Raw genomic sequence first — 25,158 nt, 5'->3', positions numbered from 1 at the left:
GTACAGACCAACACCGCCCAGGGTGAGAACCGAGGCGACCCCGACGGCCAGCTGCCCGGCCGGAGTGCCCAGCTCTTCTCGGCCAGGGCTCGCAGCTCGTCCACCGCGAGGGCCGGGTCCTCAGCGCCGTAGACGGCGTTGCCCGCCACGAACACGTCGGCCCCCGCCTCCGCGCAGCGCTCGATCGTCTCTGCGGAGACTCCGCCGTCCACCTGCAGCCAGACCTGGCCGCCGTGCCTGTCGATGAGCCCGCGGGCCCGGCGGAGCTTGGGCAGCACCACGTCGAGGAACTTCTGGCCGCCGAAGCCGGGCTCCACGGTCATCAGCAACAGCATGTCGATCTCGCCGAGCAGGTCCTCGTAGGGCTCGACCGGCGTCGCGGGGTTCAGCGCGAGCCCGGCGCGGGCACCCGCGGCGCGGATCTGCCGCAGCGTGCGGACCGGTGCCTTGGCGGCCTCCGCGTGGATCGTCACGCTCCCCGCTCCGGCCTCGGCGTAGGCGGGGGCCCAGCGGTCCGGGTCCTCGATCATGAGGTGGCAGTCGAGCGGCGTCGAGGTCGCCTTGAGCAGCGACTCGACGACCGGCAGACCGAGTGTCAGGTTGGGCACGAAGTGGTTGTCCATGACGTCCACGTGCAACCAGTCGGCGTTGGGGACCGCCGCTGCCGCCTCCGCGAGGCGGGCGAAGTCGGCGGACAGGATGCTGGGCGAGATCTGTACGGCCATAGTGCGCCGAGTCTATTGCGCGGCGGCGAGCCGCGGCCCACCGGCTCGGGAGCGGCCGGCGAGGCGCGGCCTCGCCGGCCCGCGGCCTCAGAGCTTGAGCTGTACGGCGTAGTCCTCGAGCCAGGTGTTGACGCCGAGGAAGCCGTCCAGCGCCGCCCTGGTCCCCGGGCCAGAGGCGCCCACCGGCTTGTCGAGGATGGCCCGGATCTTGCCGAGGTCGGCCACCTGCTCGGCGGCGACCACGTCACGGCCGAGCAGGTCGGCGGCCTCGGTGCGAAGGCCCCGCTCGTAGGCGGGATCCTGGGTCGAGGGATAGGGGCTCTTCCTGCGCTCGACCACCGACGACGGCAGGAGGTCCGCCGTCGCGGCGCGCAGCACGCTCTTCTCGTATCCGTCGAAGGTCTTGATCGACCAGGGGATGTTGAAGACGTACTCGACCAGCCGGTGGTCGCAGAACGGCACCCGGACCTCCAGGCCGACGGCCATGCTCATGCGGTCCTTGCGGTCGAGGAGGTTCTGCACGAACCGGGTGAGGTTCAGATAGCCGATCTCCCGCATCCGCTTCTCCAGGCCGCTCTCCCCGGGCAGCCGGGGCACCTCGTCCAGGGCCTCCCGGTAGCGCTCCGCCCGGTAGGCCGGAAGGTCGAGCTCCCGCAGCAGGTCGTCACCGAGGATCCTGGACGCGCCGCTGAACTCCTCGACTCCCGGCAGGGCCAGCCAGGGGAAGGTGTCGGCGTTGACCGCGACCGGGTCGTGGAACCAGCGGTAGCCGCCGAAGACCTCGTCGGCCGACTCTCCGGACAACGCGACGGTCGAGTGCTGCCGGATCGCCTTGAACAGCAGGTAGAGCGAGGTGTCCATGTCGCCGAGACCGAGCGGCACGTCCCGCGCCCGCAGGACCGCGGCGCGCGCCTCGGGGTCCATGAGGTCGGCGGAGTCCAGGAGGATGTCGGTGTGGGCGGCCTCGATGTGCCGGACGACGTCGAGGACGAACGGCGTGTCGGGGGTCTCGCGCATCGGGTCCGGTTTGAAGTTCTCGTTGTAGCCGACGAAGTCGACGGAGAAGGACCGGATCTTGTCGTCCCCCTGCTCCCGCAGCTTCTTCATGGCGAGCGCGGTGATGGCGCTCGAGTCGAGGCCGCCGGACAGCAGGCTGCACAGCGGCACGTCGGAGATGAGCTGGCGCTCGACGATGTCGTCGAGCAGCTCGCGCACGGTCCGCACCGTGGTCTCGATGTCGTCGGGGTGCTCACGGGCCTCGAGCTTCCAGTAGAGGCGGCGGCTCAGGCCCGCGCGGCTCACCCGGACGATCTGGCCGGGGCGCACCTCGTACATCCCCCGGTAGATCCCGTGCCCGGGCGTCTTGCTGAGGGCGTATATCTCGCGCAGCCCGTCGAGGTCGACCACGGCGGGCTGGGCGAGCGGGTTGGCGAGGATCGCCTTGGGCTCCGAGCCGAACAGCACGCCCGACGGGGTCGGGTGGTAGTACAGCGGCTTGACGCCCATCCGGTCGCGCACCAGTACCAGTTCCTCGCGCCGGATGTCCCAGATCGCGAAGGCGAACATGCCGTTCATCCGGGTGGCGAGGTCGTCCCCCCACTCCAGGTAAGCGCGTAACACGACCTCGGTGTCGCTCCGGGTGCGGAATCTGTGGCCGCGCGCGGCCAGTTCGTCGCGCAGCTCGCGGAAGTTGTAGAGCTCCCCGCTGTAGACGAGTACGGCGAGCGGCCTGCCGTCCTCGTCCGCGACCATCGGCTGGCGCCCGCCCTCGATGTCGATGACGGCGAGCCTGCGGTGGCCGAGCGCGGCGTGCGGGGCGGTCCACAGCCCCTCGTCGTCGGGTCCGCGGCAGGCCATCGTGTCGGTCATGGCCTGCGAGGTGTCCCGCAACTGCCCGAGATCGCGTTCGAAGTCCACCCAGCCGGAGATCCCACACATATCGATAAACCCCCACGTCTCATGGCAATTGCCTCACATTGTCGGCAGAGCCGTCATGCATCTCAACGTGGCGCCCATATCCGGCTTTCCGTAACCTCCTTTCGGACACCATTTAAATCAGTCATATCCGTCCCACGACGAAACGCGCTTTCCACCCGCACCACAATGGCCATACCCCAAAAAACGGCACAAAAAGGACACGCAAGGGCGGCCGACCAGCGAAGATGGAGAATGGACGGTGAGCCGCCCCGGATCAGCGACGGCGCAACAGGGCCAGGAACATCGCATCCGTGCCGTGGCGATGTGGCCAGAACTGGACATGCGGTCCCGCCCCCAGGTCCTTTACCTCGGGGAGGTGCGCGCGGGCGTCGAGGGCCTCGACGTCGTCGCGGCGGCGCAGCGTGTCATCGACGACCGCCACCGTCTCCGCCAGGTGGGGCGAGCAGGTCACGTAGGCGACGACTCCCCCGGGGCGAACGGCCTCGAGGGCGGAGGACAGCAGGTCTCGCTGGAGCCTGCCCAGCTCGGGGATGCTCCGGGGGTCGCGGCGCCAGCGGGCCTCCGGTCTGCGGCGCAGGGCGCCGAGGCCGGTGCAGGGGGCGTCGACCATGACCCGGTCGAAGACTCCGGGCCGCCAGGCGGGCACCGTGCCGTCCGCGGTGACCACCGCGGCCTCCCGGGTCGCCTGCCTGACCAGGCGGGCGCGGTGGTACTGGAGCTCGGCGGCGAGCAGCCTCGCCCCGCCTCCTGCGGCGAGGGCGTCGAGCAGGCCCGCCTTCCCGCCGGGACCCGCGCACAGGTCGAGCCAGCGGGTGTCCGCGCCCGCCACGGGGACGCGGGTCAGGGCGAGGGCGACGAGCTGGCTGGCCTCGTCCTGTACGGCGGCGCGCGCCTCGGCCACGGCCAGGATGGAGCCGGGATCGCCCTCCCTCAGGTAGACCGCGTAGGGGGAGTACTCGCCCCGCTCGGTGCCCGAGGCGAGGAGCTCGTCGACCGACGCGCGCCCCGGGCGGGCGACCAGGGTGACGCGGGGGCGCTCGTTGTCCGCGGCGAGCAGGGCGGCGGTCTCGTCGAAGTCTCCGCCGACGGCGTCGCGCAGCGCGGTGACGATCCACCGGGGGTGGCTGTGCGCCACCGCGAGGTGGCCGATCGGGTCCTCCCGCGGGTCGGGGGCCACGATCGGGATCCACTGCTCGAGCGAGCGGGTCGCCACCTTCCTGAGCACCGCGTTGGCGTACTTGGACGCGCCGGTCCCGACCCGCAGCCGCACCAGGTCGACGGTCGTGCCGACGGCGGCGTGCGGCGGGACCCGCGTCTTGAGGAGCTGGTGCACGCCGAGGCGGATGGCGTCAAGCAGCGGCGGGTCCAGGTCCTCGGGAGCCCGGTCGCTACAGGCCGCAATGACCTCGTCGTAGGTGCCCAGGCCGCGCAGGGTCCCGTAGGCCAGCTCGGTGGCCAGCCCCGCGTCACGCCCCGTCAGGCGGCGCTCGCGCAGCAGCGCCGGCATCAGCAGGTTGGCGTACGCGTCTCGTTCGTCCACGGCGCGCAGCAGGTCGTAGGCGACGTTCCTGGCCTCGTCGCGGACCGGCTTCGGCGGGCGGGGACCTCTGCCCCCGCCGCGGCTCCCGCCGGATCCCCGCCGATCCCGCCCGCCGGGCGCACCGGGCTGACCGCCCCGCTCCCGGCCGCCGGACGCGCCCGCCTGACCGCTCCGCGATGGGTTCGCCGAGCCGCGACGGCCACCGCCGCGCGCGGCACCCGAACCCGTGTCGTTCCCCCGGTCACTCATGTCCTAGCCCAGCCGATCGTCTTCGGTGGGCCGCACGCCGCGGGCCCACTCCCCCGCGCCCATCAGGCGCTTGCCCTGCGGCTGCACCTCTCCCAGCTCCACGGGGTGCGTGGCCGTACCGACCAGCACCGCGTTCTTCGAGACCGCGATCCGCCCCGGGGCGAGCGCGGATCCGCCAGGCACGGGCCGTACGGGGCCGAGCTTGACCCGCTGACCGCGGAACTCCGTCCACGCGCCGGGGGCGGGCGTGCAGGCGCGAACCAGGCGATCGACCCGCATGGCGGGCGCGGACCAGTCGACCCTGGCGTCGTCCACAGTGATCTTCGGGGCGAGGCTCACCCCCTCCGCGGGCTGGGGAACCGCCTCCAGCTTCCCGTCCTCGATCCCGTCGAGGGTCGCCGCCAGCAGGCCAGCGCCGGACTCGGCGAGCCTGGCCAGGAGCTGCCCGCTGGTGTCGGCGGGCCTGACCTCCTCGGTGACCACGCCATAGACCGGGCCCGCGTCCAGCTCCCTGACGATCTGGAAGGTGGCCGCGCCGGTGATCTCGTCACCGTGCAGTACGGCGTGCTGCACGGGAGCCGCGCCGCGCCAGGCGGGCAGCAGCGAGAAGTGGAGGTTGACCCAGCCGTTGCGCGGGATGTCCAGGGCGCTCTGCGGCAGCAGCGCGCCGTAGGCCACCACGGGGCAGCAGTCGGGGTCGATCAGCCGCAGCCGCTCGAGGAACTCGGGGTCCCCCGCCTTGGCGGGTTTGAGGATCTCGACGCCCGCCTCCTCCGCCAGCTCGGCGACGGGGCTCGGGTGGACCTTACGGCCCCGCCCCGACTGGGCGTCGGGGCGGGTGACGACGGCGACGACCTCGTGCCGCGGCGAGTCGAGCAGGGCCCTCAGCGAGGGCAGGGCGGTTTCCGGGGTTCCGGCGAAGACCAGGCGCAAGGTTCCTACAGAGCCTTCCCGTGGGTTGCGTGCGGGGAGAACTTGAACGCGGGGGCGGAAAGACCGCTCCACTCGGCCGCGCGGATCTCCCTCATGGCGATCTTGCGTTGCTTGAGGTCCATCCGGTCGATGAACAGCACCCCGTCGAGGTGGTCGGTCTCGTGCTGGAAGCAGCGGGCCATGAGGTCGGTGCCCTCGAGAGTGACGGGGTCACCGTGCATGTTGAAGCCCGTCGCCACGGCCCGGATCGCCCTGGGGGTGGGGAACGACAGACCGGGGAAGGACAGGCAGCCCTCCTCCCCCTCCTCGTCCTTGTCGTCGGACAGGTCGAGGTCGGGATTGATCAGGTGCCCGAGCTGCTTGTCGACGTAGTAGGTGAAGACCCGCAGCCCGACTCCGATCTGCGGTGCCGCGAGACCCGCCCCCGGCGCGTCCATCATCGTGTCGGTGAGGTCCTTGACGAGCTTGCGCAGCTCCTTGTCGAAGTCCTTCACCGGCTCTGCCGGCGTGCGCAGCACCGGGTCGCCGAAAAGGCGGATCGGCTGAATGGCCAACAGGGATCTCCTCACGCTTTTCGGGGATCTCCCCAGTGTAAAGGGCTGTGTTCATTGCGACGCCTAACGGCGTCGCGGGCTTGGGCGCCCCGGAGTCGGTGTCTTCCCTCGTCGTTCGGTCGCTGCGCTCCCTCTCTCCTCAGTCCAGACACCGACGCGCCCAAGCCGAAAACCAGTCCCGGTCGGCCGGTTCGTCAAGCCGGGGGGCGCGAAAACTAGCGGGAGCGGGTCTTCATCGCCGCCTTGCGGGCGGCCTTGGCCACCGCGGCGTCGCCGTGGTGCGTGCCCAGCAGGTCGAGCACGGCAACGGTGTCCGGGTGGTCGGCCACGGCCATCTCCTCCACCACCCTGACCAGGTCCTCGCCGGGTTCGAGCGCGTCGAACTCGCGCATCGCCTCGGCCGCCTTGCCGAGCTGGATCAGCGAGGCGAGCGTGTCGACCGCGATCCAGGTCCGATCCTCCTGGGTGAGGGCGGGCGCGGGCAGGTCGCGGATGTGCAACCACGAGGCGGCGTAGCGCCACATGGCCGGATCGGCGAGCGCCTCCCTGAGAGGCGGCTCCGCCTCGGGGCCCAGCTCCTCCAGGATCGTGCCGACGGTGCCGCGCTGCCCGGCCGTACCGGTGGTGGCGATCCCGACCAGCTCGCGGGCGGCGGCCTCCGGCGTACGGGACTCCAGCCAGACGGTGACGGCGCTGGGCGCGGCGGAGCGCTTGATGATGGCGTCGACCAGCTCGGTCGCGCCCAGGTCGGCGAAGACGGCGACCTCCGCGCTCGTAGGCGCGTCGTGGCCCTCGCGGATCAGGTCCTGGCGGACCGCCCAGACACCGAGCGGGGTGAGTCGCGGCCTGCCCGCCTCGGAGAACTCGATGATCCCGCAGTAGCCGAGGAGCGAGAGCGCGGCCTCCAGCTCGCCGGGGAGGGCGACGGCCAGTGCCCGCATCTCCGCGGGACGGGCCTCGCAGGCCACCTCATGCGACTGGAGAATGCCCTTGACCAGGGTCGCGGCCGACAGGCCGTCACTCACGGCGTACATCGTGGCGAGCATCTCCGCGAGATGGTCGTCGACCACCGCCGAGCCGGTCAGGCCCTCGTCGGCGCGATCCAGGACGTCCATGACCACGCCGTCCCAGAACTCCAGCGTCGCCCTGTGGGGCAGCTCGGCGGACAGGGCCAGCGGGCCCGTCGTCGCCACGCCCCGGGAGATGCGGAGCATGCCCGTGTTGACCGCGACGATCCACAGCAGGTGCAGCCGCGCGGGACCGGCCAGCCCGAGCTCGGCGCAGGGCAGGAAGGGGTCGGGCAGCAGCCCCTCGGGGGTCACCTCTCTGGTCCCGGTCCAGGCGGCCAGCCGCTGGGCGTCCAGCACCAGGGGGACCCTCAGCACGGCCGCGGCCAGCTCGCCGTCGGCGGCCAGCTCGACCGGTGGGAAGCTCAGCACCTCGGTGCCACAGCCAGGGCAGTCGCAGTCGTCGCCCGTCTCGGTGGCGCCGACCGTGTCGAGCACGGCCGTGCGCAGCTCTCCGGGTGCCGCTCCCAACTCGCCGACCAGCCTGCGCAGCTCGCCGAGGTCGAAGACGTTGCCGGTGTTCCCGCTCTTTGCCACCCGTGAAACTTACTGCACTCGAGCCTCACGGGTGTACGGCTCTATCCGATGGCTCTGGACCTTGCTTTGAAGGCGGCCTTGCGTGCGGCCTTGGCGACGTTCGGGTCGTCCAGGGAGCGGCCGAGCAGCTCAAGCACCTGGACGACGTCCGGGTGGTCGACCCGCCACATCTCGTCGATCACGTGCGCCGGAGGCCCGGAGGCCGCCATGTTCTCCGCGAACGTCTCCGGGTCGTCCTCGGCGGCCGAGATCGCGAGGGCGAGGGTGTCCACGCTCATCCAGAGGACCTCCTCCTGGGTGAGCGCGGGAGCGGCAAGACCCCGCGCGGAGAGCCAGTGGATGGCGTGGGGGCGCAGCTCGGCCTCCTGCAGGTGCCGCCTGACCGCGGGCTCCGCCTCCGGACCGAGCCTGTCGACGATCGTCACGGCGATGCCCCTGGCGACGGAGGGGGCGCCGGAGACGGCGCCGAGCAGGTCGGCGGCGGCCTCCTCCGCGCTCCTGCCCCGCAGCCATCCCTCGATGTCCGCCTCGGCCATCTCGGTGGGGATGCCCGACAGCAACCCCTCGATCAGCTCCGAGGCGTCGGCGGCCGTGAGGTCGGCCGCCTCCGGCGCCTCGATGCCCAGCCCCGTGTAGAGCTCCCGCAGGGCCCACACGGCCAGCGGGGTGAGCGTCAGGCTCTCCTCCCCCGGCTCGGCGATGCCGCAGTAGGCGAGGCTCCGCACGACCTCGACGATGTCGGCCTCGCCCTCGTCGGTGAGCCCGATCTCCTCGATGTACTCCATGAGGAGGGGGATGGGCACCGGTGCCTGCAGCCGGTAGAGCATGTCGCACAGGCCGTAGAGCTCCTCGTCGAGGGTCGAGTTCCCGGTGACGGCGCCCCGAGTCTCCTTCTCCACGACGAACTCGACCACGGCCGCCCAGGTGTCGAGCGGGTCGGGGGCGTCCGCGTCGAAGATGGCGGTTCCCTCGACCTCGACCAAGCCGCTGTAGACCGCCAGCTCCCACAGCAGGGCCGGGTCGGCGACCGCGAGCTGGGCGGTCGCCTCCGCGGCGTCACGGACCCTGAGCCGCCCCTTGACGGTCGGGGTGCGACCTCCGGCGAGCATCCACTGCACCAGCCGCCGCACATCGGTCACCAGCGGCACCCGCATGGCCCCTTCGGCGAGGGCCTCGCGGGAGGCGAGCCGTACGGGGGGAAGGGGCGAGCAGCCGGGGCAGTCGCAGACCTCGGAGACGGGCTCCTCCGCGGGGAGCTCCGCGGCGGGGACGGAGACGCTCTGTTCGAGGGAGTCGGCCCCCATCGCGCTGAACAGGCTCTTGGCCATGCCGAACCGGGAGGTGTCGGCGAGGGCGATCGGCATCTCGGGTTCGATCCGGTCCAGGACGGTCCGCATGCGGACCGCCATCTTTCCTCCGATCTCCTCGGTCGCGAGGAGGAAGTCGACCAGGGTGCGGGCGGCGGCGACGGTCTGGGGGGCGCTCTCCGGCGGGGCGATGACCTTGCGCGGATAGATGTTGAGCAGCAGTTCCTCGAAGGTGACCGGGGTGAAGTCACCCAGCTCGTTCACGTCCAGATAGTCGCTCGCGTAGTCGCAGAGCAGTCGCACCTCGTCCACGTCAACGTCCAGGCTGTGCGCACGCCCCCACGCGCGCAGATCGTCTACGGCCCGATTCACCCATTCGATCGACACAGAGGAAAATTAACGGCTTACTGTCAGCACCGCGAATCGGGGAAACAACTCAAATGACGTCCAGGGGGTCAATGCACACCCTGACCACCTCCGGAGTCTTACGGGCGGAGCGCACACCCGCCGCCCCCTTCAGCGCGGCGGAGAGCGCCGCCCCCGCCGCCTGCGGAACCCGTACCATGGCACGTTCCCGCACCTGATCGCCCCTTGGCGCGTCGAGGGGGACGGGACCGAGCACCTGTGTCCCCTCGGGCAGGGCGACCTCGCCGAGCATCTCCCGCACCGCCGCGGGGGAGCCGGTCAGGGTGGCGATTCTTACCGCCGGGGGAAAACGTAGTTCTGTCCTCTCGGCCAGTTCACGCTCGGCGTGGGTGACGGGGTCCCAGCGCAGCAGCGCCTGCACGGCGAGCACGGAGGAGTCGGCGAGCACGACCAACTCGGCCCTCGGCCGCAGCAGCGCCGCCGCGTTCATCCAGCGGCGCAGCGTCTCCTCTGCGACCCGCAGATCCGGCCTGCTCAGCAGGGCCCAGCCGTCCAGCAGCACCGCCGCGGCGTAACCGCCCTCCGCCACGGGCTCCGCCCCCGGGGTCGCCACGACCAAGGCGCGCGTGGCCCCGACCGCGGCGAGCACCCCATCCTTCCCCGAGGTCCTGACCTGCACCGAGGGGAAGGCCCTGCCGAGTTCCTCCGCCGTACGGCGGGCGCCGATCACCTGTGCCCGCATCCGCGCCGCACCGCAGGCAGAGCAGCGCCAGTCCCCCGCGATCCGGCCGCACCAACGGCAGTACGGCACGGCGTGGCCGCCGCGGAGGGCGAGCGGCCCCCGGCAGTGCCCGCACCGCGCGGTGGCCCGGCAGCTCTGGCAGGCCAGCGCAGGCAGGTAGCCCCGCCGGGGAACCTGCACCAGCACCGGGCCCGTCTCGAGGCCGGTCCGCAGCGCCCGCCAGGCGAGGCTGGGCAGCCTGGCCGCCCGCGCCGCCTCGTCCCTGGCCAGCTCGGAGTCGTCGCCCGCTGGGCGGACCCTGGGCGCCCTGGCCCTGATCGTCTCGCGGGCCGCGACGATGGGACCGGCCCAGCCGGTGGCGACGAGCCGGGTGGCCTCGGCCGTACGGGCGTATCCACCGATGAGCAGGCCCGCGCGGCCGTGGTGGGCGCGCAGCGCGAGGATCTCCCTGGCGTGCGGGTACGGCGCGAGCCGCTCGGCGTGCAGGTCGTCGCCGTCGTCCCAGATCGCCGCGAGGCCGAGATCCCTGACCGGGGCGAACGCCGCCGCCCTGGTGCCCACGACGGCGCGCACGTGCCCTCTGGAGACCCGCAGCCAGCGCCGGTAGCGCTCGGCGGGTCCCAGGTCGGAGGTGAGCGCGACGTGCGTCCCCGGCCCCAGGACGGCGCCCAGCGCCTCGTCGGCCAGTGCCACGTCCTTGCCGTCGGGAAGGACGACGAGGGCGCCCCTGCCCCCGCTGAGCGTCTCCCGCACGGCCACCGCGATCGCCTCCGGCCATCCGGGGCCCTGCTGTCCCGTGCCGGGCAACGCGGTCCACACCGCGCGGGGCGAGCGGCCCTCGGCGAGGGCCGCCAGGAACGACTCCCCGTCCGGATAGTCCGCCCATGGCCCGGGGCCGCCCCGGGCTCCGGACAGGGTTTCGGACACGGTTCCGGCCGGGCTCCCGCCCTCCCGGGGGGCGCCGGTCCCGTCCTGGGTCTCGTCCTGGGCTTCGGCCTCGACCCTTGCGTGGCGCGGGGGGACGGCCAGCCTGAGCACGTCGGCCAGGGTTCCCGCGTAGCGGTCGGCCACGGCGCGGGCCAGCAGAGCGATCTCGGGGGTGAGCACCGGCTCGGGCGAGATGACCCGTTCGAGCCTGGCCAGCTTGCCCTCGTGCTCGCTGGCCTCGGCCCGCTCGAGCAGGAAGCCATCGACGAGCTTTCCCGCGAACCTGACCCTGACCCGCGCGCCCGCAACCGCGTCCTCGTCCAGGGGTGCGGGGACGAGGTAGTCGAAAGACCGGTCCAGGTGTGGCAGCGGCGTGTCCACGGCGACCCGTGCGACCGGCAGCGTCGCGGCCGGCTCCGGCACTCCCCTGGCGGGCTGGGCGGCGGGCGCGAGCCTCTCACGCACGGCGTGGAGCGGCAGCAGGGCGTCGTCGTCCGCTGGGAGGCTGGTGTGGGTCACCCACTTGTCCTACCAGATGCGAAAGGGCTGTCCCGCCAGACACGGAAGCCGCCGGTGGGCGCCCCAGGCGGGAACGCCCCGGTCCGATGCCGGAAGGAGGGGTTCGGCCAGTGGGTCACGCCCGACACAGGGAAAACCCCAACTGACTCCGGGTGGAAGGGGACCCCTCCCTCAAGACCACCCGACGCTGCGGAACGCTGGAGCACACGGTGTCCCACTGGCCGCCTCAATGATGACCGCAGCCGGCCCGCTCCCGCATCGGGCGATGTGCCTATTTGGACGACTGATAATCGCTTTCCGCCACCCAGGCGGCGACCTGCGTGCGGGAGGCGAGACCGCCCTTGGCGAGGATGTTGCGGACGTGCGCGTCCACGGTGCGTTTGGCGATGTCCAGCCTCGCGGCGATCTCCGGGTTCGACAACCCCTCGGTGATCAGCTCGGCGACCTGGAGCTCCCTGGCGCTCAGGGTGCCGCCGACGGGCCGCGCCGCCTTGCCCGCCCGGGAGGACGGCAGCCGTCCCCCACCCCGCAGCGGTCGCTGCACGGCGGCGGGGCGCCAGGGGCCGCCCGACGGTTCGAGGCCGAGCTGCCGGTACGCCTCAAGCATCCGGTACCCGTCGCCGGGCTCGCGGAGCACGATGGACCCCTCGACCAGCTCCGCCAGGACACGCGCGACCCGCTCGGCGGAGAGCTCGGGACCGCAGGCGGCCACCGCGCCCTCCAGGTCGAAGGAGCCGGGCAACACCGACAGCAGTGCCCACAGCCTGCGCTGTTCCTCGTCGCAGAGGTCGTGACTCCACTGGACGGCCGCCCGCAGGTCGCGGTGGCGCGGCAGCGCCGTCCTGCTGACCCCGGTCAGCAGCGTGAACCGGTGCCGCAGTTCCTCGAGCAGGTCCCTGGCCGACATGGATCGCACCAGGGTCGCGGCGAGCTCGATCGCCAGCGGGAGCCCGTCCAGCCTGCCGCAGATCTCCGCGACCACCGGCGCGACGGCGGGGGTCAGCGCGAAACCCGGGTCGACCGCCATGGCCCGGTCCTCGAACAGCCGCACGGCCGACGTGAGCGGCAGCGGCGCGAGCTGGAGCACCCGCTCCCCCGGCAGGCCGAGCGACCTGCGCCCCGTGACGACGACCGCGATCCTGGGCGCTCCGGAGAGCAGCGCCTCGACCAGCTCGGCGACCTCACCTGGCAGGTGCTCGCAGGTGTCGAGGACCACGAGCGGCCGCCTTTCGCGCAGGGCCGAGGCGATCTCCCGCCCCGAGGAAACCCCGGGCAGTTCGAGCGCCTCGGCCAGCGTGGCCGCCGGATCGCCGGTGCCGGACAGCTCCGCCCGCCAGGTCCCGCCCGCGAAGCGGCGGCGCAGCCTGGCCGCCAGGCGCAGCGCCGTACGGGTCTTGCCGACGCCCGCGGGCCCGGTTACGGTCATGAGCCTGGCCTCGGTGAGGTGGCGCAGCCCCTCGGCCAGTTCCTCCGCCCGTCCCACGAAGCTGGACAGGTCAACCGGCAGGTTTCCCGGCCGCTGCGCCATGTTCATCCTCCGTGTCCTATGAAACGTCCGTCCTCGGTGGAACGCCCGCGACCGGGGAAAGATTCATGTCCGGGGAACCGCTTGCGCTGGGAAACCGCTCGTGCTTGGGGAATCACTCGTGTCCGGACAAGCGCTGGTGCTCAGGGAACCGCGCAAACGCTCGTGCTTGGAGAACCGCTCGTGTCCGGACAAGCGTTCGTGTTCAGGGAACCGCGCACGCGCTCGTGCCTGGGGAACCGCTCGTGTCCGGAGAGACGCGTCACCCGTGCCCTCGCCGCCGTCTGGTCACCCAGGCCGCGATCTGGGTACGCGCGGAGAAACCGAGCTTGGCGAGAATGTGCTCGACATGGGAGTCGACCGTACGCTGGACGACCACGAGGCGGTGGGCGATCTGCCGGTTGGTCAGCCCCTCCGCGACCAACTCCGCGACCTCGCGCTCCCTGCGGGTGAGCGGCGCCCAGCGAGAGTCGCGCCGTACGGCGAAGCCCTCGACCGCCTCCTCGCCCAGCGCGTAGCCGATCGCCCTCTCCAGGCCGAGCGCGGCTCCCTCTCTGGCCACCTGCTCGGCCTCCTTGGCAGGCAGTCCGTGCGTGACAAGCTCGGCGCAGCGGGCGCTCTCCTCGATCATCACCGGGTAGCCCTGTTCGAGCAGGCCCTTGTCGAGCCGTTCGGCGCGTGCCGCGGCGAACAGCCGCCCCGCTCTGGCCAGATCACCCTCATCCGCCGCCGCGCAGGCCAGCAGCTCCAGACAGGAGACGACGCCCATGGTGTCGGAGAAGTGCCTTTTGACCTGGAGTGAGTCACGCGTGTGCAGAACCACGCGGGCGGCGTCGCCCTCGGCCCGTGCGACCAGGCCGAGACCGTAGTCGGCGTGCGCGTTCACCCAGGCCTCGCCCAGCGCGTCGCAGAGCAGCCTGCACTCCAGGAAGATCTTTCCCGCGGCCTCGGACTCGCCCGCCAGGACCAGTCCCGTGCCCAGCTCGACCATCGCGGGCAGGAGCACCTCGGGCAGTTCGCGGTTCGGACGCAGCCGATCGATCACCGCGCCGAGCATGCGTTCCGCGCCCCGGGGGTCCCCCTCGACGGAGGCCAGCGTGCCGCTCATCTTGAGCTGAACCAGCTCGACCAGCTCCGTGCCCGGAGTGCCGGGCGGGCTGTGCGACCTGCACCGTTCCAGCAGCAGCCGTGCCTGTTCCAGGTCACCCCTGGCGTTGGCGATGTAGACGAGCGTGAGCAACCCCCAGGACCATGCCTGGCTTCCCGGCATGGGGCGCGCGAGCAGTCGCTCGAGCTGGTCGCGGCCCTCCCTGAGCATCCCGCAGGCCACCCAGAGGTACCACAGGCCCGCGGCCATCATCAGGCCTGTCTCCCGGAGGTCCGGATCCTCGACACACAGGTCGAGAGCGGCACGGATGTTGGGCCACTGCCTGCGGACGCGGCTCCACATCTCCACCTGGTCGCCGTGGCGGCCCGACTCCTTGCCCCTGAGCGCGAACTCGAAGTGGTAGCGCAGGTGACGGCGGCGCAGCCACTCCTCGTCGCCGGTCTCGGCCAGCTTGGCCGCGCCGTACTCCCGGATGATGTCCAGCAGCCGATAGACCGTTCCCGCATCGCGCTTGACCGGGATCACGATCGACTTGTCCACCAGGCCGAGCAGGGTGGGGAGGATCCGGTCGGCGGGCAGCACCTCGTCGGCGCAGACCCCCTCGGCCGCCGCGGCGTCGAACTCGGAGACGAAGACCGGCAGCCGTGACCAGAGGAGCCGTTCGTCGGGCGTGCACAGATCGTGGCTCCAGTCGACGGTCGCGCCGACCGTCGGGTGCCTGCTGGCCGTCATACGGCCGGACAGCAGCCAGAGGCGGTCATCCAGGAGGTCGCGGACCCGGCCGAGCGTGAACGCCCGCATCCGGACCGCCACCAGCTCGATGGCCAGCGGTATGCCGTCGAGCCTGGTGCAGATCTCGGCGATCTCCTCGGCGTTCTCGCGGGTGAGCGCGTAGTCCGGGTTGACGGCCGCGACCCGTTCGAGGAACAACGCGACCGAGTCACACCGGGAGAGCGCGCCGACGGACTTCACGGCGCGCGGCCCCGGCAGGGTCATCGGCGGGAGGGCCACGATGTGCTCGCCCGGCACGCCGAGCGACTGCCTGCTGGTGGCGAGGATCCGCAGGCGCGGGCTGCTCTCCAGCAGGGTCTGCGCCAGCTTGGCGCAGGCGTCCACGAGATGCTCGCAGGTGTCCAGGACCAGCAGGACCTGCCGGTCGCGGAGATGCTCGACCAAAACCTCGGTGTCCGGCCTGACGGACATGTCGACGAGCTCGAGCGCATGCGCCACGGCCTGCTCCAGGCGGCCTGGATCGCTCACCCCGGCCAGCTCGACGAACTTGACACCGTCGGCGAAGGTTCCGAGCACGCCATACGCGGCCCTGACCGCGACCCGGGTCTTGCCGATGCCCGCGACGCCTGTGACGGTGACCAGCCTGGAGACCTGAAGCAGGCGCCTGACCTGGCGAACCTCCTCCTTTCGTCCCACGAAGCTGGTGGTCTCCATGGGCAGTTCGCCCGCCCCAAACCGCCTGATCACGTCTCCCCTCCAAGATCTCTAAAAGAGAAGTTACACAGAATTCGGCGGTTCAGGGGCCACAGATGGCGGTCGGGGCTCCAGATGCATGCTCATAACCTGTGAACGTCTATCTGCCGCCTCTCGCGGTGAACGTCTTCATCTCCCTGCCGTGGACGGCCAGCGCGTAGATCACCAGGACGTCGACGGCTATGACGATCATCGACCAGAACGGGTAGGCGGGGAACCAGGCGAAGGTGGCGATCGCCTGGAGGGCCGTGATGACGATTCCGGCCACACGCCCCCAGGTCTGGCCCGCGATGATGGCGGCGCCGACGATGGCGACGATCACGCCCATGCACAGGTGGAACCATCCCCAGGCCGTGTAGTTGACGGGAACCGCCAGGCGGTTGGCGGTGACGACGTAGAAGTCGGTGTTGAAGATGCCCACCAGGCCCATCATGGCCTGGAAGCATCCCACGATTACCATCGTGAGGCCGGCGAACATCACCCAGCCGACCCAGGCGGTGGGCTCGGGCTCCATCGGCCGCGTCGCCGGTGCCGCCTGCGTCGTCAGCCCCGGTGCCGGTGTCGCCTGTGCCGTCGGCCCCGGTGTTGTCTGTGTCCGTTGCGACCCTTGACGCGGCTGGGGTGGGGCCTGCAGGGGCTGGTCCCCGGAAGCCTGCGGCGACGGCGCGTGGCGTGGGTCTGCCATGTTCGGCTCCTTTCGTCCCCGGGCCCGTAGTCCCTTCGAGGAACCTGGGCCGGTCACGTCCGTGGACGCGCCCCCTGGGCCACGACCCCGTACGGCAAGCCCGGCGTTCGTCCGGCAGGCCCGGCGTTCGAGCGAATCGGGCACACGGTCGTGCCCACCCTCTTCCCCTGCCTATTCGGGACGCCCCACACTCTCCATATATCTAAATAAAATACATAAATTGGACAGGGTTTTGTTATGAAAACACATTGATTCCCCCAAATCACTACCAAGATGCCGAAGCGTGCCGAGCCGGACAATCACCGCCCCAGTCAGCACCCCTCTTCCCGGCTCTCCCCGGCCCTTCCCGGGAGAGCCGAAGCGCCTTGCTCGGAGGGCCCTGCCTGAAGCGGCCTCCTCAGCGAGCCTGCCTCTTCCTTCGAGGGCTCACGACCTACTCAGCGAGGCTCATCTGAGGGCCCAGGAGCGGCTTCCACTGAGAGCCGGAGCGACTTCGCCTGAGGGGTGGAGTGGGGTGATTCGCGAGTATTTCCCGAGTTAGCTGTGTAATAACCGCTCCGTCCCCCGCGACAGTCGCTCGGTGCGCTCGGCAAACGACGGGAGGGACTCAAGGACGACTATCCGCGGATCGCGGACCACGGCCTGATCGGGGATCTGCAGACCGCCGCGCTCGGCTCCGGTACGGGCACCGTCGACTGGTGGTGCACCCCCCGGTCCGACTCTCCGGGCGTCTTCGCCTCCATCCTCGACAGCGAGCGCGGCGGCCACTGCCGGCTCGCCCCGCGCCGCGCGGGGACGGCCAGGGAACGCGCCGAAAGGGCCGGAAAACGCACAGGGACCGGCTAATAATGCTTTCTTGTCCGATATGCCGTTCATGGTGCGTGTTCTTGATACACAAAAGCTATGGAGCACCTTCGGGACCGAAGATCCCACCAACCAGGCATATGGGTGTACGGCAGGCCGTACTCTTGACCAGTGATCCGACAGTGACCCCCAGGGGGCCTTTTCGGGTAAATCAGGAGCCGAGGATGCCGCCCCTCCCCACGGCCGGCCGGTTTCGCCGATGGAGCGTGTCAGCACGGTCCCGCGCCGCTCTTGACGCGCTCGAACGTCTCACCGGAGGAACGGGCACCGCGCTCCTGGCGTTGTTCGCGCTGCTCTGGCTGGCGGTGACCGGGCTGCTGTGCCTGGCCGGGGTGGGGTTGTTCCTGGTGCCCGGCGCGCTGCGCGGGCTGCACGCCGTCGCCGAGCGGGAGCGGGCTCGGCTGTCCCGCCGGGGTCCGGAGCTCATCGGCCCCGAACCACCGCCTCCCGGGCTGCGTGCCGCCCTGGCGGGGCCGGCCGTACGCCGGGAACTGCTCTGGGCAACCTGCCACGCGACCATCGGGCTGACGGTCGGCCTGATCTGCGTGATGGTGTCGTTGGTCATGGTGGCCAGCCTCCTCTTTCCGCTGCTGTGGTGGCTGCTACCGTCACACGAGCCGACGGCTGACATACCGCCGGACAAGAGGGATTACTACAGCGTGCTGTTCGTGTCCTGGACGGTGCAGGACCTGCCGGACGCGTTGCTGGTCTCCCTGTCCGGCCTGGGCTGGCTCGCGGTCTGCATCCTGCTCGCCCCCGCCCTGGCCTGGCTGCAGGCCCTGCCCGGACGACACCTGCTGGCCGCCGCCCCCGGCACCGACCTCACCCTGCGCATCGCCCACCTCACCGCCACCCGCGCGGCCGCCCTCGACGCCCACGCCGCCGAACTCCGCCGCATCGAACGCTCCCTGCACGACGGCACCCAGAACCGCCTCGTCACCGTCGCCGTCCTGCTCGGGGCCGCTCGCCGCGCGGTCGCCCGCGACCCCGCCACCGCCGAAGAGGTCCTCGAACGCGCCCAGACCGCCGCCGAACAGGCTCTGGCCGAACTCCGCGCCGTGGTCCGCACCATCCTGCCGCCCATTCTGGAGAACCGCTCCCTGGCCGACGCCCTCACCGGGCTGGCCGCCGCCTGCCCCGTGCCCTGCACCGTCACCGCCGACCTGCCCGGCCGCTGCGCCGCCTCGGTCGAGGCCACCGCCTACTTCATCGCCGCCGAAGCCCTCACCAACATCGCCAAACACAGCCACGCCGCCAACGCCGCCATCACTCTCCACCGGCACGCCGATCGGCTGGACCTGCGCATCACCGACAACGGCCGCGGCGGCGCCGACGACCACACCGGTTCCGGCCTGGCCGGCATCCGCCGCCGTACCGAAGCCCACGACGGCACCTTCACCCTGACCAGCCCACCCGGTGGGCCCACCACCCTGGAGGTAAGCCTGCCATGCGGATCGTGATCGCCGAGGACGACCCGCTGCTGCGCGAAGGCCTGGCCCTGCTGCTACGCGCCGAAGGCCTGGAGGTCGCCGCAACCGCCGCCGACCCCGACGGCTTCCTGACCGCGGTGGACGCCCACGCCCCCCAGGTGGCCATCGTCGACGTACGCATGCCGCCAACCCACACCGACGAGGGCATCACCGCCGCGGTTGAGGCTCGCCGCCGCCGCCCTGACCTGGCCGTGCTGGTGCTGTCGGCCTACGTGGAACAGGCCTTCGCCACCGACCTGCTGGCCCGCGGCAGCGCCCGGCTGGGCTACCTGCTCAAGGAACGGGTGGGCCGGGTGGGGGAGTTCATGACCGCGCTGCACCGGGTCGCCGCAGGCGGCACCGCCATCGACCCGGAGGTGGTGGCGCAGCTGATGTCACGCAACCGGCCCGACCGGCGGCTGGAACGGCTCAGCCCGCGCGAGCTTGAGGTGCTGGCGCTGATGGCCGAGGGGCTGGGCAACGCCGCCATCGCCGAGAAACTGTTCATCAGCGACGGCGCGGTGCACAAGCACATCCGCAACATCTTCGCCAAGCTGGACCTGCCGCCCACCGACCGGACCGACCGGCGGGTGACCGCCGTGCTGCACTACCTGGAAAACGGCACCCCCCGCGCGTGACCCCGCGACCGCCGACAGGCCTGGGACCTCGCCGGGGTCCCAGGGGGGCTCAGTCCGTGATGGAGAGGACGCGGAGGCGTTCGTCCAGGTCGCGGACGTGACGGTTGTCCTCCCACGGCTGGAGGCGGGCGCGGGCCTGCCGTACGGACTGGACGAGACGGGCGGAGCTGTGCGTCCTGGTGACCTGCGCGGCCTCGCCGATCATCTCGGCGGCCGCGACGATCTCTCGCTTCTGGACGAGCGCGGTGGCGTATTCGGCATGAAGGAAACCTCGTTCCCGGACGAGGTCGGGAGTCATGGTCGCCAGGCGCCGTCCCACCTCGGTCATCACCTGGTCGGGCCGGTTGAGTTCGAGGAGGCAGAACACACCGTAGGAGGAAGCGGAGGCCGGGGTCAGCCAGCCGAGATGCTGGAAGTCGGGGCCGCCCCGTCCCCTGCCCGCCAGGTCGGTGGCGCGGTCGATGAGACGCAGGGCGCCCTCGTCGTGCTTGACCCTGGAGACCGCTCTGGCGAGCTGGATGGAGGCCGCCGCCTGCTGCAGGCGGTGGCCGCTCTCCTTGGCCCATCCCTCGGCGGCGAAGGCGTGGTCCAGCGCCACGCTGGGCCGCTTCTGGTACAGCGCCATGTAGGCCAGCAGGCCGTGCAGGTGGGCGATGAGGGCGGGAGAGCCCAGCTCGTGGGCCGCCGCCAGGCCCTCGTTGTATCGGCGGGAGGCGCCCGCGTAGTCCGTGAGGTCGAAGTGGCTCCAGCCGGTCATGAGCGACAGGTTCCAGTAGAGACGCAGCAGGCGGTCACGAAGAGCCGGGGTGAGGGAGGCCTGGCCGAGCAGGTCGCCGACCAGCGTTCGTTTCGCCTCCGCCACCGGGAGGACCTGCGCGGGGCCGAGGCTCTCGTCCATGGCCCACAGCCGGTTCATGAGCTTCTCCAGCAGGCCGATCGTGCCGCCGTCGACCGGGGCCCGCTGCGCGGCCGTTGCGGCGAGCCGTTCCCGCTCGGACGGGGTGAGGTGGCGCAGCAGGCCGAGGGCGGGGGTGCCGCCGAGGACCAGGGCCAGTTCGAAGAGCAGCTCGCGTCGTCTCACGTCGGCCTCCTCGGCGCTCAGCGCACGCAGCAGCTCGGCGCAGCGCGCGGGGTCCGGGGGCGAAACGCGTGCGGCGACCGGCTGTGGCCCCATGCTGTCATGGGCACCGGGGATGGGCGCCAGACTCCCCACGGGAAGGACCACGTCACGTGCGGCGGGCGGCGCGGGTGCCGGAACACACTGACAGGGGTCGAGGTGGCGATGGTCGGCCTGGTCGAGCAGGTCGCGGTCGCGCACGCCGTACGAGGCGTGCACCCCCTCCGGCAGCAGGCGCCTCGCCGCGGTCTGGTAGATCCGGGCGAAGATCGTGAGCACTCTGACGGAGGGTCTGCGGCCGCCGTTCGGCCAGACCTCGTAGTCGTACAGCCGCGCCTCGCGCAACGACGCCGTCCCCGCCGGGTCGAGGTCGTTGTAGGCGGTCACCACGTCGGAGGCGGTCCGGCCGTGCGCGTAGCGGTACAGGCGCAGCGGGCTGACCGCGTGGTCCAGTGCCAGCACGTCGGCGATCTGGTCGAAGGTGAAGGAACGGGCGCGCAGCGCCGTGGCGCGGCGTCTGCAGTCGAGCAGGATCCGGTAGCCCTCGCCTGACATCGTCACTCCCTCCCGGGGTTCCATCAATGCACACAGATCGTATGCATGCGATTACCCACAATGACGGCCGATGGTAAAAACGGGGATGCCTGGTCCATTCAGCGGGACGTCGATGCAGGTCAGAGCGGCTTTCAGGTGGAGTGGTGCCCAAGGTTTCACAGGGGGTTACCGGCGTCGGGGGCGTACGCCACGGTTCCGGTGACGCATTCCCTCTCCTAGGGAGATGATCCATGGCCGTTACCTGGAACGAGGTGGCTCCGGAGATGATCGACACGATGCTGCAGTTGTTCCCCTCCGGGCTCACCTGGAGGCGGACCTTTCCCGGACGTCTGGACCAGGTGCCCGAGGCACGCCACTTCGTCAGATTCCTCCTCGCGGACGCCTCCTGCTGCGCCGACGCCGAACAGGTCGTCGCCGAGCTGGCCGCGAACGCCGTCCTGCACACCGCCAGCGGGCGACCACACGGCACCTTCGCCGTCGAAGTCGTCCGCAGGGGCGCCGTCATCCGGATCGCCGTCCACGATCTGGGGCGGGGCGGGGTTCCCGAGTTCGGGCGGCGCGGGCAGACGGATCTCGGGGCCGAGCGGGGCCGGGGGCTCGCGCTGGTCGGCGCCCTGGCCTCGAAGGCGGGCCACCGGGGCAACCGGGAGACGGGCCATGCGGTGTGGGCTCAGTTCGCGACCTGCCCCCTCTCCTGTGTCGACTGCGCCGACTGCGCCGGTGAGGCCGCCGTGGCCACCGGGTGAGGGGTCAGCGGTGGGCGGCCAGGACGGCGTGCGAGTCGGCCTGGCCGGGGCCGTCGGGGTCGGTGTGCACGGTGGCGGCGCGCAGCCGTGGCAGGTGGTGGATGAGCTGATGCTCGGCCTGTACGGCGACCGCGTGCGCCTGCAGCAGGGTCAGCTCGTGACCCACCAGGATGTCGACCTCGGCGCGCAGCTCGTGGCCGATCCAGCGCAGCCGTAGCGCCGCCACCCCCGTCACCCCGGGAGTCGCGGCGATGATCTGCTCGGCCCGCTCGACCAGGCCGGGGTCGACGGCGTCCATCAGGCGGTGATAGATCTCCCGCGCCGCGTCGCGCAGGACGAAGCAGATGGCGACCGTGATGAGCAGGCCCACGATCGGGTCGGCGATCGGGAAGCCCAGGGCGGCGCCGCCCGCGCCAAGCAGCACGGCCAGGGAGGTGAAGCCGTCGGTGCGGGCGTGCAGGCCGTCGGCCACCAGCGCGGCCGAGCCGATCTCACGGCCGACCCTGATCCGGTAGCGGGCGACCCACTCGTTGCCCAGGAAGCCGATCACCCCGGCCGCGGCGACCCAGCCCAGCGCCTCGACGTCCTGGGGGGCGATCAGGCGCCTGAGGGCCTCGTAGCCCGCGAGGGCGGCCGAGGCTGTGATGACGGCCACCACGGCGATCCCGGCCAGGTCCTCCGCCCTGCCGTAGCCGTAGGTGAAGCGGCGGGTGGCGGCGCGCCGCCCGAGGGAGAAGGCGACGGCCAGCGGGACGGCGGTCAGGGCGTCGGCGAAGTTGTGCAGCGTGTCGCCCAGCAGCGCCACCGAGCCGGAGAAGAACACGATCACGGCCTGGGCGGTCGCGGTGACCGTCAGGGCGACGAAGGAGATCGCCAGCACCCGCATCCCGCGGCGGCTGGACTCCAGCGCGGCGTCGGTCTTGTCCGCGCTGTCGTGGCTGTGCGGGGTGAGGGCGTGACGGACCCGGGAGACCAGCCCCCTGAACGCCGTTCCCCTGTTTTCCTCTCCGGGGCCGTGGGGATGGCCGTGCGCGTTCGCGTTCACATGTCCGTGTCCGTGCCCGTGTCTGCGCGCATGGTCGTGGTCGTTCGCGTGGCCGTGGCCGTGTGCACGGGTGTGGGCAGGGTCGCCGGAGTGGTCGTGCCCTTGCCCGGGGGTATGGCCGGGCGTGTGGGGGCGGTGCGGCTCTTCGGAGGGGAAGACCTCAGGGGATGGCTGGTCAGGCATGGTTTCCCTCGCTTGCGCGTGATGTCCTGCGCAGGAATTATATGTAGCCATGTACGCACGCGACAACGAATCAGGTGCAAGCCTGCCGCAACAGCAACCCAGTGACGCCCAGGTGGAGACCGCGGCCGAGGCCTTCAGGATGCTCAGCGACACCACCCGGCTGCGCCTGATGTGGCTGCTGTCGGAAGGCGAGTACGACGTCACCTCCCTGGCCGGGGCCATCGGCGTGGCCCGCCCCTCGGTCTCCCAGCACCTGGCCAAGCTGCGCCTGGCCGGGCTGGTGCGCACCCGCAGGGACGGCAGGCGCGTGCTCTACCGCGCCCGCGACGCCCACGTGCGCGGCCTCATCGGCGAGGCGCTCTTCCACGCCGACCACGAGGTCTCCGGCATCCCCCGCCACGAGGACTGAGCGGGCAGACAGGTCACTCCGCGTCCACCGGGCGGGGCGGCAAAAGCGGGAAGAGCCCGGTGAGGCGCTCGACCGCCTGACGGTCGCCGCCGATCTTCAGGGCTCCCGAGCCGACCGCGTCGGCGAGCGGCAGGCCGCCGAAGACGATCTCCCTGAGCGTGGTGACGTCGGTCTCGACGACGGCGTCGGCGCGGCCCCCCGGGTCGCCGCGGACGATGTCAAGGCGGCCGTCGGCGACCTCGGCCAGGAAACGGTCGTCGCCGATCCTCAGGTCGTAGGTAGCCCGCAGCCCCTGCGCCGCCCGCGGGTCGAACATCGTCCTGAGCGCGAGGATCAGTGCGTCGAGGCCGAGCTCGGTCTCCGAGGTGACGGGGATACGACTGCCCCAGCGACCAAGGGCCATGAGGAGGGGTTCGAGGTCGCGGCCCCACTCGGTCAGCTCGTAGACCCACGCGGCCGCGGGCGGGCCGAGCTTGCGGCGCCGTACGACCCCGGCCTGTTCCAGCTCACGCAGCCGCTGGGACAGGACGTTCTGGCTCGCGCCGTGCAGGCCGAGACGCAGCTGGGTGAACCGCTTCGGGCCGAGAAGCAGCTCGCGCACCACCAACAGCGCCCATCGCTCGCCGATCACGTCGAGACCGCGGGCGATCCCGCACGGGTCGTTGTAGCTGCGCCGGTCGGTCACGCGTTGCGTCATGCCTGAGCTTCCTCGTACGAACCGTTCACTGGTAACCCCACACCTTGAAATCCTAAGTTAGGACCAATATGGCGAAGAGAAAACCATGAGGGGAGGCCCCTGGACGGGGGCTGACGAACATCGGAACGAAAAGTCCCGTGACGGCGGGACGGCCTGTCACGGGTGCGAGGTCACGGGCGTGCGCCCCCGGCGTCGGATGATCAGCCAGAAGATCCATCCGGTGCCGATGACGAAGCCGAAGCTGATGATCCTGTAGAGCACGACGGCGGCGATCGCGGTGGCCGTGCCGACACCGCCGGTCGTCAGGCCGAGGGTCAGGGCGCTGTCGATGATGCCCAGCCCGCCCGGAACGAGGGTGATGGTGGAAGCGGCCATCCCGAGACAGAACGCGAGCAACAGGTCGCTCGGGGAGACACTGCCGCCCACCGCCAGTAGGCACGCTCCCAGACAGGCCGCGTCCAGCAACCAGTTGAGGAGCGCGAAGCCCGAAGCGGCGGCGGCCTGGAGGGGAGAAAGGCGGGCGGCTCGTAACTGGCCGACGAAGCCCTCGACGCGCTCGATCCCGTTTGTCGCCGACCGGCGCCGGACTCGGTTGAGCAGGCCCAACAGGGCACCTAGGACTCGGATCACGATGTGGGGCCGGCGGACGACCCAACGGACGCCGACGGTGACCAGCAGGGCGGCGACCACCAGGCCTGCCAGGTCAGGCCATCGCAGGGTCTCTTGGGCACCCAGCGTGCCGGCGACGGTGATGACGGCCAGCGCGGTGGCCGACAGGATGCCCGACAGCGCGATCGACCAGGAGGCGACGGCCGGGCTGGCTCCGAAGCGGCGCATCTGCTGGTAGTTCAGCCGCGTGGAGAAGGCTGGACCGCCTGGCAGGGTGACGCTCAGTGAGTGGGCCGCGTAGGCGAGTGCCACATGGCGGCTGAGCGGGGCGCATACCCCGGCCGAGCGCAGCAGGCGGCGTTGCATGCGCGCGTATGCTCCCATCGAGATCACCTCCGCGGCCAGGGCAGCGGCCAGCCAGCCGGTATGCGGGGCGCCCAGGTGAGCTGCCGCCGAGGCCAGGGCGTTCCACCCCCATGCCAGCTCGGCGGCGAACAAGACGGCCAGGCCGCCCAGGGCGGCGGTCCGCCAGCGCCGCCGGGCACGGCGGGGTGCTTCATCTGCGGGTGCCACGATGGCCGGTGCCGGCCCCGGCAGAGCCTTACGCGCCGCTACCGAG

Annotated in this window: 18 protein-coding genes and 2 pseudogenes; 5 read left to right on the top strand and 15 right to left on the bottom strand. The window is 71.5% G+C overall.

Annotation, left to right across the window (positions count from 1 at the left end):
* Window positions 1-71 precede the first annotated feature (71 nt).
* From rpe to AB0395_RS37160, 11 genes and pseudogenes are all read right to left on the bottom strand, one after another.
* A pseudogene (gene rpe, locus AB0395_RS37210) lies at window positions 72-725 on the bottom strand (ribulose-phosphate 3-epimerase); the annotation flags it as partial.
* An 87-nt stretch (window positions 726-812) separates the two neighbouring features.
* Window positions 813-2,663, bottom strand: a complete 1,851-nt coding sequence (gene asnB / locus AB0395_RS37205; protein WP_366289332.1) for an asparagine synthase (glutamine-hydrolyzing) — start codon at window positions 2,661-2,663, stop codon at window positions 813-815.
* Window positions 2,664-2,916: 253 nt separating this feature from the next.
* A complete protein-coding gene (locus AB0395_RS37200; RefSeq protein ID WP_366289330.1) occupies window positions 2,917-4,452 on the bottom strand; it encodes a transcription antitermination factor NusB in 1,536 nt (511 codons plus the stop codon).
* A gap of 3 nt (window positions 4,453-4,455) precedes the next feature.
* The gene (gene fmt, locus AB0395_RS37195) at window positions 4,456-5,385 is read right to left on the bottom strand and encodes a methionyl-tRNA formyltransferase (RefSeq protein WP_366289328.1); all 930 of its coding nucleotides are present in this window, start codon (window positions 5,383-5,385) and stop codon (window positions 4,456-4,458) included.
* A 5-nt stretch (window positions 5,386-5,390) separates the two neighbouring features.
* A complete protein-coding gene (gene def / locus AB0395_RS37190; RefSeq protein ID WP_366289325.1) occupies window positions 5,391-5,939 on the bottom strand; it encodes a peptide deformylase in 549 nt (182 codons plus the stop codon).
* 215 nt (window positions 5,940-6,154) lie between these two features.
* Window positions 6,155-7,543 (bottom strand): hypothetical protein, encoded by a 1,389-nt coding sequence (locus tag AB0395_RS37185; RefSeq protein WP_366289322.1) that lies wholly within the window; start codon window positions 7,541-7,543, stop codon window positions 6,155-6,157.
* Window positions 7,544-7,584: 41 nt separating this feature from the next.
* A complete protein-coding gene (locus AB0395_RS37180) occupies window positions 7,585-9,237 on the bottom strand; it encodes a hypothetical protein (RefSeq protein WP_366289319.1) in 1,653 nt (550 codons plus the stop codon).
* Between the two features lie 49 nt (window positions 9,238-9,286).
* Window positions 9,287-11,404, bottom strand: a complete 2,118-nt coding sequence (locus AB0395_RS37175; RefSeq protein WP_366289317.1) for a primosomal protein N' — start codon at window positions 11,402-11,404, stop codon at window positions 9,287-9,289.
* 271 nt (window positions 11,405-11,675) lie between these two features.
* The gene (locus AB0395_RS37170) at window positions 11,676-12,932 is read right to left on the bottom strand and encodes a LuxR C-terminal-related transcriptional regulator (RefSeq protein ID WP_366289314.1); all 1,257 of its coding nucleotides are present in this window, start codon (window positions 12,930-12,932) and stop codon (window positions 11,676-11,678) included.
* A gap of 259 nt (window positions 12,933-13,191) precedes the next feature.
* Window positions 13,192-15,516: a LuxR C-terminal-related transcriptional regulator gene (locus AB0395_RS37165; RefSeq protein ID WP_366289311.1), complete on the bottom strand. Its 2,325-nt coding sequence runs from the start codon at window positions 15,514-15,516 to the stop codon at window positions 13,192-13,194.
* Window positions 15,517-15,622: 106 nt separating this feature from the next.
* Window positions 15,623-16,207 (bottom strand): hypothetical protein, encoded by a 585-nt coding sequence (locus tag AB0395_RS37160; protein ID WP_366289308.1) that lies wholly within the window; start codon window positions 16,205-16,207, stop codon window positions 15,623-15,625.
* A 624-nt stretch (window positions 16,208-16,831) separates the two neighbouring features.
* Here AB0395_RS37160 and AB0395_RS37155 point away from each other — a divergent pair.
* From AB0395_RS37155 to AB0395_RS37145, 3 genes and pseudogenes are all read left to right on the top strand, one after another.
* Window positions 16,832-17,053 (top strand): annotated as a pseudogene (locus AB0395_RS37155) (trehalase-like domain-containing protein); the annotation flags it as partial.
* Between the two features lie 224 nt (window positions 17,054-17,277).
* A complete protein-coding gene (locus AB0395_RS37150; RefSeq protein ID WP_366289306.1) occupies window positions 17,278-18,531 on the top strand; it encodes a sensor domain-containing protein in 1,254 nt (417 codons plus the stop codon).
* Window positions 18,519-19,178, top strand: coding sequence for a response regulator transcription factor (locus AB0395_RS37145; protein ID WP_366289303.1), 660 nt, complete (start codon window positions 18,519-18,521; stop codon window positions 19,176-19,178). Before AB0395_RS37150 ends, AB0395_RS37145 begins: the two co-directional genes overlap by 13 nt.
* Before the next feature lie 49 nt (window positions 19,179-19,227).
* Here AB0395_RS37145 and AB0395_RS37140 read toward each other — a convergent pair whose 3' ends face one another.
* Entirely contained in the window at window positions 19,228-20,850 is a 1,623-nt protein-coding gene (locus AB0395_RS37140; RefSeq protein ID WP_366289300.1) for a hypothetical protein, read from the bottom strand.
* 230 nt (window positions 20,851-21,080) lie between these two features.
* Between AB0395_RS37140 and AB0395_RS37135 the strand changes: the two genes are divergently transcribed.
* Complete coding sequence (locus AB0395_RS37135) at window positions 21,081-21,596, top strand: ATP-binding protein (protein WP_366289297.1); 516 nt, start codon at window positions 21,081-21,083, stop codon at window positions 21,594-21,596.
* A 4-nt stretch (window positions 21,597-21,600) separates the two neighbouring features.
* Here AB0395_RS37135 and AB0395_RS37130 read toward each other — a convergent pair whose 3' ends face one another.
* Window positions 21,601-22,641: a cation diffusion facilitator family transporter gene (locus AB0395_RS37130; RefSeq protein ID WP_366289294.1), complete on the bottom strand. Its 1,041-nt coding sequence runs from the start codon at window positions 22,639-22,641 to the stop codon at window positions 21,601-21,603.
* A gap of 232 nt (window positions 22,642-22,873) precedes the next feature.
* On the opposite strand from AB0395_RS37130, the gene AB0395_RS37125 reads away from it, so the two are divergent.
* Window positions 22,874-23,233: a metalloregulator ArsR/SmtB family transcription factor gene (locus tag AB0395_RS37125; protein ID WP_366289291.1), complete on the top strand. Its 360-nt coding sequence runs from the start codon at window positions 22,874-22,876 to the stop codon at window positions 23,231-23,233.
* 13 nt (window positions 23,234-23,246) lie between these two features.
* Here AB0395_RS37125 and AB0395_RS37120 read toward each other — a convergent pair whose 3' ends face one another.
* Both AB0395_RS37120 and AB0395_RS37115 read right to left on the bottom strand, forming a co-directional pair.
* Window positions 23,247-23,930 carry a winged helix-turn-helix transcriptional regulator gene (locus AB0395_RS37120; RefSeq protein WP_366289289.1) on the bottom strand — a complete coding sequence of 228 codons (684 nt, stop codon included), beginning with the start codon at window positions 23,928-23,930 and terminating at the stop codon, window positions 23,247-23,249.
* 156 nt (window positions 23,931-24,086) lie between these two features.
* The gene (locus AB0395_RS37115; RefSeq protein WP_366289286.1) at window positions 24,087-25,112 is read right to left on the bottom strand and encodes a YbhN family protein; all 1,026 of its coding nucleotides are present in this window, start codon (window positions 25,110-25,112) and stop codon (window positions 24,087-24,089) included.
* Window positions 25,113-25,158 lie beyond the last annotated feature (46 nt).

The sequence above is a fragment of the Streptosporangium sp. NPDC051023 genome (assembly GCF_040689595.1).
GTDB lineage: Bacteria > Actinomycetota > Actinomycetes > Streptosporangiales > Streptosporangiaceae > Streptosporangium.
This window is presented reverse-complemented; position numbering and strand designations above follow the sequence as displayed.

Coding starts and splice junctions, on each gene's coding strand:
- AB0395_RS37120 (WP_366289289.1), bottom strand. CDS start 23,930: ATGACGCAACGCGTGACCGACCGGCGCAGCTACAACGACCCGTGCGGG.
- AB0395_RS37145 (WP_366289303.1), top strand. CDS start 18,519: ATGCGGATCGTGATCGCCGAGGACGACCCGCTGCTGCGCGAAGGCCTG.
- AB0395_RS37160 (WP_366289308.1), bottom strand. CDS start 16,207: ATGGCAGACCCACGCCACGCGCCGTCGCCGCAGGCTTCCGGGGACCAG.
- AB0395_RS37140 (WP_366289300.1), bottom strand. CDS start 20,850: ATGTCAGGCGAGGGCTACCGGATCCTGCTCGACTGCAGACGCCGCGCC.
- AB0395_RS37170 (WP_366289314.1), bottom strand. CDS start 12,932: ATGGCGCAGCGGCCGGGAAACCTGCCGGTTGACCTGTCCAGCTTCGTG.
- AB0395_RS37200 (WP_366289330.1), bottom strand. CDS start 4,452: ATGAGTGACCGGGGGAACGACACGGGTTCGGGTGCCGCGCGCGGCGGT.
- asnB (WP_366289332.1), bottom strand. CDS start 2,663: ATGTGTGGGATCTCCGGCTGGGTGGACTTCGAACGCGATCTCGGGCAG.
- AB0395_RS37125 (WP_366289291.1), top strand. CDS start 22,874: ATGTACGCACGCGACAACGAATCAGGTGCAAGCCTGCCGCAACAGCAA.
- AB0395_RS37135 (WP_366289297.1), top strand. CDS start 21,081: ATGGCCGTTACCTGGAACGAGGTGGCTCCGGAGATGATCGACACGATG.